General features: G+C 42.8%; 12 protein-coding genes. 7 read left to right on the top strand and 5 right to left on the bottom strand.

Translation table 11 applies throughout. From position 1 onward, the window contains the following. Positions 1–94: 94 nt before the first annotated feature. Both G5T77_RS02785 and G5T77_RS02780 read left to right on the top strand, forming a co-directional pair. Positions 95–1123: a type I glyceraldehyde-3-phosphate dehydrogenase gene (locus G5T77_RS02785; protein WP_166136058.1), complete on the top strand. Its 1029-nt coding sequence runs from the start codon at positions 95–97 to the stop codon at positions 1121–1123. Between the two features lie 179 nt (positions 1124–1302). Further along, entirely contained in the window at positions 1303–1599 is a 297-nt protein-coding gene (locus G5T77_RS02780; protein WP_004815405.1) for a hypothetical protein, read from the top strand. A gap of 36 nt (positions 1600–1635) precedes the next feature. Here G5T77_RS02780 and G5T77_RS02775 read toward each other — a convergent pair whose 3' ends face one another. Next, the gene (locus G5T77_RS02775) at positions 1636–1935 is read right to left on the bottom strand and encodes an AzlD family protein (RefSeq protein ID WP_166136061.1); all 300 of its coding nucleotides are present in this window, start codon (positions 1933–1935) and stop codon (positions 1636–1638) included. Then, positions 1932–2678, bottom strand: a complete 747-nt coding sequence (locus tag G5T77_RS02770) for an AzlC family ABC transporter permease (protein ID WP_166136064.1) — start codon at positions 2676–2678, stop codon at positions 1932–1934. The genes G5T77_RS02775 and G5T77_RS02770 overlap by 4 nt, the downstream gene beginning before the upstream one ends. Positions 2679–3151: 473 nt before the next feature. Between G5T77_RS02770 and G5T77_RS02765 the strand changes: the two genes are divergently transcribed. From G5T77_RS02765 to G5T77_RS02745, 5 genes are all read left to right on the top strand, one after another. Continuing rightward, complete coding sequence (locus G5T77_RS02765; RefSeq protein WP_004815411.1) at positions 3152–4318, top strand: ATP phosphoribosyltransferase regulatory subunit; 1167 nt, start codon at positions 3152–3154, stop codon at positions 4316–4318. Positions 4319–4397: 79 nt separating this feature from the next. Then, on the top strand, positions 4398–5717 hold the full coding sequence (locus tag G5T77_RS02760; RefSeq protein WP_004784184.1) for an adenylosuccinate synthase: 1320 nt from the start codon (positions 4398–4400) through the stop codon (positions 5715–5717). A 130-nt stretch (positions 5718–5847) separates the two neighbouring features. After that, on the top strand, positions 5848–6633 hold the full coding sequence (locus tag G5T77_RS02755; RefSeq protein ID WP_166136067.1) for a M48 family metallopeptidase: 786 nt from the start codon (positions 5848–5850) through the stop codon (positions 6631–6633). A gap of 93 nt (positions 6634–6726) precedes the next feature. Beyond that, positions 6727–7035 carry a hypothetical protein gene (locus tag G5T77_RS02750; protein WP_166136070.1) on the top strand — a complete coding sequence of 103 codons (309 nt, stop codon included), beginning with the start codon at positions 6727–6729 and terminating at the stop codon, positions 7033–7035. 112 nt (positions 7036–7147) lie between these two features. Further along, on the top strand, positions 7148–7921 hold the full coding sequence (locus tag G5T77_RS02745; RefSeq protein WP_125279059.1) for a M48 family metallopeptidase: 774 nt from the start codon (positions 7148–7150) through the stop codon (positions 7919–7921). Between the two features lie 140 nt (positions 7922–8061). On the opposite strand, the gene slyD is transcribed toward G5T77_RS02745, so the two are convergent. From slyD to G5T77_RS02730, 3 genes are all read right to left on the bottom strand, one after another. Continuing rightward, positions 8062–8544, bottom strand: a complete 483-nt coding sequence (gene slyD, locus G5T77_RS02740; protein ID WP_004784172.1) for a peptidylprolyl isomerase — start codon at positions 8542–8544, stop codon at positions 8062–8064. Positions 8545–8680: 136 nt separating this feature from the next. Beyond that, entirely contained in the window at positions 8681–9967 is a 1287-nt protein-coding gene (locus G5T77_RS02735) for an NAD(P)/FAD-dependent oxidoreductase (protein WP_166136073.1), read from the bottom strand. 212 nt (positions 9968–10179) lie between these two features. Further along, a complete protein-coding gene (locus tag G5T77_RS02730; RefSeq protein WP_166136076.1) occupies positions 10180–11493 on the bottom strand; it encodes a D-alanyl-D-alanine carboxypeptidase PBP6B in 1314 nt (437 codons plus the stop codon). Positions 11494–11538 lie beyond the last annotated feature (45 nt).

Genomic DNA, 11538 nt, shown 5'->3' with positions numbered 1-11538 from the left:
AATTTTTAGTGGATTTAGCTGAATAGTTATCAGTCAGCTGGATAATTCCATTAATATAGGCGCATAAAGTTTTATGCCGCAGTAGGGAACGTCGATGCAACGTATCGCAATTAATGGTTTTGGACGAATCGGACGCAATGTGTTGCGTGCATGGTTTGAAAATCCGAAAGATTTTAATTTTGACATCGTTGCCATTAATGACGTTGCCGACGTTGAAACCTTATTGCATTTATTTAAATATGATTCTACTCATGGCCGTTTCCCGGGGCAGGTTGATCTGACGTATGAAGATGAGTATGCCTACCTGCATGTCACTTATCGCGATGCTTATCAGAAAGTTCAGGTGTTAAGACAGGCGAATCCGGTGGAAATGCCATGGCGGGAATTGAATATTGATGTGGTATTGGAATGTACCGGCTTATTCCGTTCGCGTGAGGCTGCGACTCAGCATATTACTGCCGGGGCAAAACGGGTGATTATCGGCGCTGCACCGTTTGATACGGTGGATGCTGCAATTGTCTATGGCGTCAACCATCGTGATGTCAAAGAAAGTGACCAGATTATTTCTAGCGTGTCTTGTACTACGCAGGCATTGGTACCGCTAGTCAAAATCATTGATGATGCCTTTGGGATTGAGACTGCACTGATGACTGAAATTCATGCGGTGACTGCGGATCAGTCAGTACTGGATCATGCCCATCGTGATTTAAGACGTGCCCGTGCTTCCGGGCAAAATATTATTCCAACCACATCTTCAGCTTTGGGTGCTTTAAAACGCGTAATGCCGAAGATGGAGAACCGGATTGATGGTTATTCGATTCGCGTGCCAACCATTAATGTCGCAGCAATTGATCTGACTTTTATTTCTCAGTCACCCATTACTGATCATCAGTTAAATGAACTATTAATTAACGCTGCACGTCAGGATTTTGCTGAAATCATGTCTGTGACAGATGAGCCTTTAGTATCTTCAGACTTTAATCATTCGCCTTACTCATTGATTGTGGATCTGACCCAAACCCTGGTAGTGGGGCATCAGGCTAAAGTATTTGCCTGGTATGATAATGAATGGGGTTATGCCAACCGTTTGCTGGATCTCTGTGAATCCTTTTATACAGATTAAGCTATTTTGAAAGCATCCCAAATGGGGTGCTTTTTTATGCAAGATTAAAAAATTAGAAGAAAATGAATAAGAAGTTGGACGTAATTGATCGAAAAGCTCCGGATTTATGCCGAATATTTCTGTGATCTGGATATTTTTTCGTTAAGATAAAGATAATTAAATGGAATAAGAGCAAGCACATGATGTTGATCTGGGGATTTATTATATTACTGACCTTGGCTGTGATTTTTTTGATCTGGCTGCAATTTAATAATAATGAGAGTTCACAAAATGTGGAAGGCGTGCCAGTTGAGGAAAAAGTGGCACATCTGGAAGAAAATTTAAAAAAGACCTTGGAAATTATGCAGGATCTGGCGAAAAAGATGCATGTACAGCAGGAAGTACTAGATCAGACTACAGCCAAACTGCAAAAAGTTGAGCTGCAAAATGCAGAACTGGTAAATCTGCTCGCTAAAGTAGTAGAACCAAAGTCATAAGACCCTTTCATGCTGGCTTAGCCTTATATAAAGGATTTAAACTAGTAACATTCTTAAAATAGCTGCCGAGGCCATGCTAATCAAAATGGTTGGCAGCATCCCAAAGCGTGATGCAGCGAATAGTGTCGACATTATAGCGATCAGATCAGCCGGATCATCTCGTAAAAAATATGGGGTGATCATCGAAATCAGTACACAACCTGGAATTACTTCCAGAATTTTACGCTGACGATTATTTAAGGTTTTGTTCTTGAGTAGGACATAGCCAAGTATCCGGGCGCAGTAAGTCGTTAGCGCCACCAATAAGATTGCAATAAAAGTGCTCATCTGAATCATGCTTCATCCTTCTGAATGAGCCAGAAGGCAGAGGTAATGCCTGCAAGTGCGCCAATCAGCACATACCAGTTGTCCGGTAGATAGCTATAAGCCAGTGCTGCACAAACAAGACTCACTAACCAGGGCCTCGCTTCAGTAAAGCCTTTCCACATGCCTTTCAGCAAAACCAGCATAATGGCGGGGAAAGCCATATCAAAACCAAAACGGTTAATATCACCTAGCACAGGTCCAAGCAGGGCACCGAGTGTCGTAAAGCCGACCCAGGCCAGATAAAGAACAATACATAGCCCGGCATAATAAGGCAGACTAAAAGCATATCGATAACCAAACTGTGACAGTCGACGCTGTGCATCTGTCAGGCTTAAGGCCCAGCTCTCATCCACCATAAAAAATAATGCCGGAAAGACTTTTCGATTTGGAAGATGTCTTAAATAAGGTACTAAACTGGCACCGAGCAGAATATAGCGGCTGTTAATGAGAAAAGTAATAAAGATTAAGGTAAGCAGATGCGGTGGATCAGTCCAGGCTTCTAAAACTGCAAACTCGGAACCGCCAGCAAAGTTCAGCCCGGTCAGCAAGGGAACCTCAAGCAGGCTAAAATCTTTTTGTGCTGCTGTTGCGCCCAAGACCAGCGCCAGAGGAATTACACCTAATAATAAAGGTAGGCAGTCTTTCACACCACGCTGAAAATCACTCAGAGGAGTAGCATCAGAAGGCGTAATACGTGGCTGGAAGGGAGGCATGAGATGATCGGGTTTTATTCTAGAAGGAGAAAGAAAGTTTATAAGAAATATAGGAGTCTTTGCAGTGCCTTTAAACTCTACCAGAATGATGCTGTTTTCTTGGTCATTTAAGTTCCCACATTGAGTTTTTGTATAGGATTATTTTTAAGCATCTAGTACTGATATTTTATAAATTTTTACTCTTAGATAGATGAGGATTGAATCAAGAATAAGTTTTTCGTCATTGTTTTGGTTAGGGAAATATATTAGAAAATCAAGTTGATATATTGGTTATTAAATTTTATTCAGCCTATTTTCTCTTAATAAGAAAGAGATGATTTGGTTTATCTATCTAAGTCCTTTGTTCAGTCAGAGAAAATTATCAAAATTGCGATGCACAGCCTAAACGATCGTGCTAGACTAGGAGAAATCGGGTGTGCTCCCGATTTTTTTATGCGGTTTATTCCGCGCTGACAAGAATTTAGGTTTACAACATGCCCATTTCAGAGACATGGTTATTACCTGATGGTGTAGCTGATGTATTACCAGAACAAGCGCAAGTCATCGAAAGCCTGCGCCGTCAATCACTGGATTTCCTCGCATCTCGAGGTTATCAGCTGGTGTACACGCCATTTATTGAATACATTGAATCTCTATCTTCTCTCTCAGAATCGAATCAGGATTTAGACTTAGCCACTTTTAAAGTGATCGACCAGCTGTCTGGCCGCTTGCTTGGTGTGCGTGCCGATATGACACCACAAGTGGCTCGTATCGATGCGCATGTACATCCAGTGGAAGGTGTGGCTCGTTATTGCTATGCGGGTACGGTTTTACATACAAAACCTCAAGGATTTAATACCACACGTGCACCATTGCAATTAGGTGCAGAATTATTTGGTTCAGACAGCATTGATGCTGACGTGGAAATGGTTGACCTGATGATCAGCCTGATTCAGGAAGCGGGTCTGGCCGACGGCGTCCACCTTGACTTAGGTCATGTTGGTCTGTTCCGTAGTCTGATTGCACAAGCGGGTTTAAGTAAAGCAACCGAACGCCAACTGTCTGATCTGTATCAACGTAAAGCATTGCCGGAACTGGCTGAATTTACTGCAAATCTTAAGTTTGGTTCAGACTTCTATACGCTTGGCCGCTTTGCAAGTGACCTGGATGCCTTAAAAACGAATTTAAGTGCTGAAGTATTAGAAAATCCAGCCTTCAAACAGGCATTTGATGCACTGCAAACCACCAAAAATGAAGTTCAGGTGCGCTGGCCGAATCTGCATATTGGGATTGATGTCGTCGAGTTACGTTCATACCATTATCACACCGGCCTGATGTATGCAGTTTATGCACCGAACCGTGCTGCTGCTTTAGCACAAGGTGGCCGTTATGATGGCATTGGTGAGCATTTTGGTCGTGCACGTCCGGCAACTGGTTTCTCTTGTGACTTATATGCTTTAAGTGCAGGCAAGTTTGCTACAGCTAAAGTTGTGGTAGCACCTAAGGGTACAGATGCTGCGCTGTTAAATGCGATTCAGGCAACCCGTGCACAAGGCTTAAGTGTAATTCAGTTATTAGGTAATGATGATTTAAACTCAGTACCGTATGCAACTCACCAGCTGGTGAATGTGGACGGTGAGTGGACTATCAAAACGATTTAATCGCTTTAATTGTTTTACTCAGTGTTCATGTCGCTGAGTGGGACTTTCAACTTTAACAGCATGATGTAATGAGGCTATTATGGGCAAGAATGTTGTGGTACTTGGTACCCAATGGGGCGACGAAGGTAAGGGTAAAATCGTCGACCTGCTCACAGATCAAGCGGCTGCAGTAGTTCGTTATCAAGGCGGACATAACGCAGGTCATACTCTCGTGGTTGGTGGTAAGAAAACTGTATTACACCTCATTCCATCAGGTATTTTACGTGAAAACGTATTGTGCTTAATTGGTAATGGTGTGGTTCTTTCACCTGAAGCGCTCATCAAAGAGATGGATATTCTTGAAAAAGAAGGCGTGCCAGTACGTGAACGTCTACGCATTTCTCCAAACTGTCCATTGATTCTTCCGCACCACATCGCACTTGACCAAGCTCGTGAGAAAAAACGTGGTAATGCGAAAATCGGTACAACTGGTCGTGGGATCGGGCCTGCTTATGAAGATAAAGTGGCACGTCGCGCAATCCGTGTTGCTGACCTGGTACGTGGTGGCGAACATCTGAAAGCTCAGCTTGAAGAATTGCTTGAATACCACAACTTCCAATTGACTCAATTCTTCGGTGTTGAAGCAGTTAAAGTTGAAGACGTACTTGCGCTTTGCGACGAATGGCGCAAAGTGATCGAACCTATGGTCATGGACGTGACTGGTGAACTTCACGCTTACCGTAAAGCTGGCAAGAAAATCATGTTCGAAGGTGCGCAAGGTTCATTGCTTGACGTTGACCACGGTACATATCCGTACGTGACTTCTTCAAACACGACTGCTGGTGGCGTAAGTTCAGGTTCAGGTCTTGGTCCATTACACCTTGACTATGTACTGGGTATTACTAAAGCGTATACTACTCGTGTAGGTTCAGGTCCATTCCCAACTGAGTTGGTGTATGACGCTGCAACTGATACAGGTGATGCAATCGGTAAACACCTGGGTACTGTAGGTTCAGAATTTGGTGCATCTACTGGCCGTCAACGTCGTTGTGGCTGGTTCGATGCTGAAATCCTGCGTCGTTCAGTAGAAGTGAACTCACTGTCTGGTATTTGCTTGACTAAACTTGACGTTCTTGACGGTTTGGAAGAAGTGAAAATCTGTGTAGGTTACGAAGCTGCTGATTCTGGCTGTGTTGGTTCTTCTGATGCGCTTGCATTTGAAACTTTAAAACCGATTTACGAAACTATGCCAGGCTGGAAAGAATCTACTTTCGGTGCGAAATCACTAGACCAATTGCCACAAGCGGCAATTAACTATGTGAAACGTCTTGAACAATTGATTGAATGTCCAATCGACATCATTTCAACTGGTCCAGACCGTGAAGAAACCATTATTCTTCGCCATCCGTTTGATGCTTAATCCTTTAAGCTAAAAATGATAAAAAACCCTGTGATTTCACAGGGTTTTTTATTTGGAAAAGCTTATAAAAATGATTGAAAACCTGTTTGGATTCTTTATGATGTTTTGACCTTATATATTTGAGAAGGTCATGAAATATAAAAATTTATTGGCGGGGATGGTCATTGCGACCACATTAACGGGGTGTACTACGGTTGCAGATTTGATGGGAGCTGATTCAGCTACATTAAATCTGAGTGCAGCACAAAGCTATAATCAGATGCTGACAGAGGCCAAGCAGAAACAGATTCTGGATACGACTTCTGCCACCTATAAAAAAGTAAATCGGGTTTTCCTGAAAATGAAGCCTTATGCAGATCAACTGAATCAGACCGGTCAGAAGTTTGACTGGCAAGTGGCTGTGATTAAATCCAACGAGATTAATGCGTATGTCGCACCAGGTGGCAAGGTGGTGTTCTATACGGGCATTGTTGACACACTAAAACTCACAGACGATGAAGTTGCTGCCATCATGGGGCATGAAATGGTGCATGCGCTTGAGGAACATTCAAAAAATAAGGTAGGAGCGCAAGCACTGACTGATCTGGCAGTAAGTATCGGTAGCAAGTACGTCGGGCAGTCCGCTGGTGGTTATGGTGGGCTACTGCTGGATATGGGTGCTCAATTTGGTGTAGGCTTGCCATTCTCACGTAATCTGGAAAGCCGTGCCGATAAAGGCGGTCTCATGCTAATGGCACGAGCAGGCTATAACCCGAATGCAACGATTACTTTGTGGCAAAAAATGAATGCACAAGACAGCCGTGGTAATAGTGTCCTGAATAAATTTACTTCTACACATCCAACGAATGATGACCGAATTGCAGCCTTGCAACAGCTGATGCCTGAAGCGATGACGGTATATAAGACTAAGAAATAATTTGGAAATTCAGGACTAAAGTCTTAACGGCAAGTGCTGTGCAGTGGCATGGCGCTTGTTAGAATAAAACAAAATAAAATATGAGTACGCAGGATGCATAAAAATATCTCGGGAACGATGTTCTATTCCTTGTTATTCGCGATGGGTGGCGCTCCGACCATTGCGATGCTGATTATCCGTGCTCAAACTAAGGATCCTGACATTATTTACGGTGCATTTATTGGCTTGAGCGTAATCATTGCCTGTGTGCTAGTACCTGTCATCTTGCTACAAAATGCTTTTCTATTTTTTAAGCGTAAAAGTGAAATTTTAGAAGAAAAAATTAAACCTTTGTGTCATTTATATTTAGGTTTAAATATTGTCTGCCTGATTTATTGGCTTGCGATACAGTATTGGGGTTAAAATTACATAAATTATAACAAGATGAAGTAATTGTACATTTAGTTGCTCCGGCCTTTAACTTATAATTTTTTACAATGTAAATTAACCTTTTGCTTATGGTGGAGTCACTATAATGAAAAACAAATTCTTGTTAGGTATGGGTGCAGCCGCAGCCATTACTTTGTCTGGTTGTACAACTATTGCCGATATTGCAGGTGCAGATACTGCGACTTTAAATGCTTCAGCCAGCCAAAGCTACAATGCCATGGTGGCAGACGCTAAAGCGAAAGGCCAACTGGATACCAGTTCAGCGACATATAGTCGTATTAATGCTGTTTTTAACCGTTTAAAACCTTATGCCAACCAGCTGAACCAGACAGGCACTGCATTCCAATGGCAGTTGGCCGTACTGAAATCTGATCAGGTCAACGCTTTTGTGGCACCTGGTGGTAAAGTGGTGTTCTATACCGGTATCGTGAACAAGCTGAATCTGACCGATGCGGAGATCGCAGCCATTATGGGTCATGAAATGGTCCATGCCCTGGAAGAGCATGCGAAACAGAAACTTGGTGCACAAGCTCTGACTGACCTGGCATTGGGTATTGGTTTAAATGCAGCGGGCGTAGGACAAGGTGGCGCTGCAGTGGCACAATTGGGTAGCCAGATCGGTATCGGTTTGCCTTACTCACGTAACCTGGAAAGTCGTGCGGACCAAGGTGGTTTAACTCTCATGGCGCGCGCTGGCTATAATCCAAACGCAGCGATTACCCTTTGGGAAAAAATGAACAAGCTTGAAGGTGGTAGCACTGGCGCGACTTTCCTGTCTACTCACCCATCGAACAGTCAACGTATTGCAGCAATGCGTCAAAATCTGCCAGCAGCAATGCAGATCTATAACAAACGTTAATGATTGTGTAATTTGAGTGATTCGTGATTTTAATGATGAAAAGCAGGGCAGTAGTCCTGCTTTTTTTATATTTAAAATCTTAAGGCAATAAAAAAGGCAAAGTTTTCACTTTGCCTTTTTGTGCTAAAGACTGGGAAGTCTTAGTGGTGGTGACCACCTGCACCGTGTACGTGACCGTGATCAAGTTCTTCTTGAGAAGGTTCACGGATAGACACGATTTCAACTTCGAAAGTTAAATCTTGACCAGCAAGCGGGAAGTTAGCATCAACAACAACATTGTCACCTTCAACTGCTTTAACAGTTACGATTTGAACGCCGTCATCAGTTTGTGCTTGGAATTGCATGCCTGCTTGGATGTTGTCTACGCCTTGGAACATTTGTTTAGGCACTTCTTGCACTAGCTCTGGGTTATATTCGCCATAGCCTTCAGCAGCAGGAACATTTACAGTGAATTTTTCACCAACAGTTTTGCCTTCTAAAGCTTTTTCTAAACCAGGGATGATGTTACCTGCACCGTGCAAATAGGCAAGTGGTTCACCTTGAGATTTGTCGAGAGTTTCACCCTCTGCGTTAGTCAATGTGTAGTGGAAAGAAACCACGAGGTTATTTGCAATAGCAGTCATATTAATTGATCCATTCAATTTTTTAAGGGTACATCATAAAGTGAAATTGTATTTTTGTAGACTAAAAATAGCAAAAAAATGCAATTTGACATGTTTAATGACGATTTTTTCATATATGAGGACAATATTTACAATTTCAATGCAATTTCAGCTTGGGTGCAATTTTTCGTGTAACAAAGTCTTTGGCAGTTAACAGGCCAGCATGGGTATAGCCATGAATAGTGGCCTGATGAATCCGGTACAGGGATACATACATGGATTTCGCGACAAAGCCTTGAACATTGACCTGACCCAATAATTCACCGACAGCGCTGTTTTGACTTAAAGACACTAATGAACCTTTGTCAGAAAACTTGAACATCGGTAAATAACTTTCGCCATTAATGCGTGCTTTTAAGGCTCTGACCAGAAAAGCGGCCTGCTGGCTGGCGACCTGTGCACGGGGGCCTAAAACCGGTTGATCTGCTTCAGGCTGACAGTGAGCACAATCACCAAAAACGAAAATATCCGGGTCTGACAGAGTTTGCAGAGTTGCATAAACTTTTAGGCGATTAATGTTGTCTTTTTCCAGCTCTTTAAGTTTTGCCAGAACTTCAGGTGCTTTAATTCCAGCAGCCCAGACTTTAATTTCTGCTTCGAGGCTTGAACCATCTGCAAAATAAATCTGGTCTTCATCGACTTTAGCGACCCTATGACTGGTTAATACCTCAATACCTAGACGATCGAGTTGCTCCATGGTGTGTTCAGCCATTTTCTCAGACAGTGCAGGTAAGATTCGGTCAGCGGCTTCAATCAAAGTGATTTTGACTTTATTTGGATCGATCTTGTTCAGACCATATTTAAAAAAGTTTTGTTTGGCGATCACCAGCTCGGCAGCCAGTTCTACACCAGTTGCACCGGCTCCAATAATGGCAATTTTAAGCTCACGCGAAGAGGTCTGATTTTGAGCATTGAGATAAAGATGTAGCAGATCCTGCTGAAAGACATCGGCCTGCTGGCGGCTGTCGAGAAAATGACAGTATTGGGCAACACCTTCCGTATTAAAATCATTGGAAGTGGAACCTAATGCCAGCACCAGCGTGTCATAGCTGATGTGTTTCTTCTGTTTAGGCTGAGCTTTTTTAGAAAAGTAATCTGTTTCCAGAACAATTTCTTTAGCCTTACGATCCAGATCAACAAATGTTCCCAGCACAAAGTGATAATGATGAGCTGCAGCATGACTAAAATAATTGGTTTCTTCTGCATGCGGATTAAGCGTACCTGCAGCAATTTCATGCAATAAGGGTTTCCAGATATGTGTCAGTTTCTGATCTACCAACGTGATATGCGCTTGGCCACTTTTGCCTAAGGTTTCGCCCAGTTGAGTAGCTAGCTCCAATCCACCTGCGCCACCACCTACAATTACGATTCGATGTGCTGTCATATATTATTAACCTATTTATTTTTCTAATAAAAATAAGAGAAATTTAGACCAAATATACTATGGCATGGGCAGCAGGCCGTCTTGATTAGAATTGTTATACAAATTACAAAACGTAGCAATTATGGCAGAAGAGGTAAAATCGACGAGAGAAGAGAAGAAATCTATGGTGGGAGTTAGAAGACAAATGAGGGCCTTCTAACTGTATTCAGCGTTTATTTCTGGATTGGATAGAGTTTGGCACTTGGTGCATTTTCTGCAAAGATGCCAAAGAAGCTAGATAACCAGCTCAGGAATTTCTGGAAGAAACCGGCTTCTTCAAGTTCCACCATATCTTCAATCTGGATGGTACGAATAAGCTGATTATTCTGATACACATGAATCGTCGCTAATGGCATCACTTTGGCCATAGGTGCAATCAACTCAGAAGCAGTCATTTCTACATTAATATGGGTCTGGGTTTCATGGAGCGGTTCAATGCTTTGCATTACACCATCACCTGTATTCAACATTACCCGTTGATGGTTTTGATCGAACTGGTTCAGGTCAATGGCATAATTCTGATCATATAAAGATGTCGTAATAATCTGCGGCTGTTTAGTCTGAACCTTAAACATTTTCAAAGTCGATTTGATCACCGGTAATTCAGCGAGTAGCTGTTTGTCTTTAATGGCGACTTCATTACGGGTATAGGTATACGCCAGATTCATCAACTTATGCGACACTTCAGCGCGTTTGGCAGCACTTTTGGTACCTAGAACTACCACGATCAAACGACGGTGGGGCAGTTCCATATCATAAGTTGGACGATTGGCGGTGAGCGCCAGGTTATAGCCGGCTGCACGAGTAAAGCCAGTTTTTAAACCATCGACGCTTGAGTCCACTTGCAACACACGGTTAGTGGCACGGTGGAAATGGTTGTTATAGCTAAAACTTGGCTGTTTGGAATAATACAGATAGTCCGGAGTCTGATTGACTACAGCTGCCGACAAACGCGCCAGATCCGCTGCAGTAGAATAGTGCTCAGGCATGGTAATACCGGCCGGATTCTGGAAATGGGTATGAACCATACCTAAAGCTTTTGCTTCCCGATTCATTCGCTCGACAAAGCTCGGAATATCACCTGAAATTTTTTCTGCCAATGTCACAGCAGCATCATTCGCCGACATGATAATCAGACCTGCCAGAAGTTGATCAATCGAAATCTGCTCACCTTCTTTCAGGTACATTTGTGACTCATCCCACATCACTGTTTTCACAATCGGTGTTGCAGTTAATACTTCACTTTTATCTAATTTACCCGCCTGAATTTCTTTCAATGCAATATAAGCGACCATCATTTTGGTGAGGGAAGCTGGAGCACGTTGAACGTCGGCATTGTGTTCGGCAATGACTTGGCCTGACTGTGAGTCAAGAATGGTCCAGGCTTCTGCTTCAACGCTTTCAGGCAAAATATTCAGAAGGGCAGCATATGAAATTGCAGGCACAAACAGGCTGAGAACTGCAAGCAGTGAGATGATGTATTTCAAAGGTGTTCCTTAATAACCAACCGGTCGATGAACGATTTAATTTTC

Source organism: Acinetobacter sp. GFQ9D191M (genome assembly GCF_011174875.1).
Taxonomy (GTDB): domain Bacteria; phylum Pseudomonadota; class Gammaproteobacteria; order Pseudomonadales; family Moraxellaceae; genus Acinetobacter.
Note: the sequence above shows the minus strand (reverse complement) of the source record. Positions and strands in the feature narration are given on the sequence as shown.

What these genes read in the sequence shown, in the direction of transcription:
- G5T77_RS02785 (WP_166136058.1), top strand. Translation starts at nt 95, where the DNA reads ATGCAACGTATCGCAATTAATGGTTTTGGACGAATCGGACGCAATGTG.
- G5T77_RS02780 (WP_004815405.1), top strand. Translation starts at nt 1,303, where the DNA reads ATGATGTTGATCTGGGGATTTATTATATTACTGACCTTGGCTGTGATT.
- G5T77_RS02775 (WP_166136061.1), bottom strand. Translation starts at nt 1,935, where the DNA reads ATGATTCAGATGAGCACTTTTATTGCAATCTTATTGGTGGCGCTAACG.
- G5T77_RS02770 (WP_166136064.1), bottom strand. Translation starts at nt 2,678, where the DNA reads ATGCCTCCCTTCCAGCCACGTATTACGCCTTCTGATGCTACTCCTCTG.
- G5T77_RS02765 (WP_004815411.1), top strand. Translation starts at nt 3,152, where the DNA reads ATGCCCATTTCAGAGACATGGTTATTACCTGATGGTGTAGCTGATGTA.
- G5T77_RS02760 (WP_004784184.1), top strand. Translation starts at nt 4,398, where the DNA reads ATGGGCAAGAATGTTGTGGTACTTGGTACCCAATGGGGCGACGAAGGT.
- G5T77_RS02755 (WP_166136067.1), top strand. Translation starts at nt 5,848, where the DNA reads ATGAAATATAAAAATTTATTGGCGGGGATGGTCATTGCGACCACATTA.
- G5T77_RS02750 (WP_166136070.1), top strand. Translation starts at nt 6,727, where the DNA reads ATGCATAAAAATATCTCGGGAACGATGTTCTATTCCTTGTTATTCGCG.
- G5T77_RS02745 (WP_125279059.1), top strand. Translation starts at nt 7,148, where the DNA reads ATGAAAAACAAATTCTTGTTAGGTATGGGTGCAGCCGCAGCCATTACT.
- slyD (WP_004784172.1), bottom strand. Translation starts at nt 8,544, where the DNA reads ATGACTGCTATTGCAAATAACCTCGTGGTTTCTTTCCACTACACATTG.
- G5T77_RS02735 (WP_166136073.1), bottom strand. Translation starts at nt 9,967, where the DNA reads ATGACAGCACATCGAATCGTAATTGTAGGTGGTGGCGCAGGTGGATTG.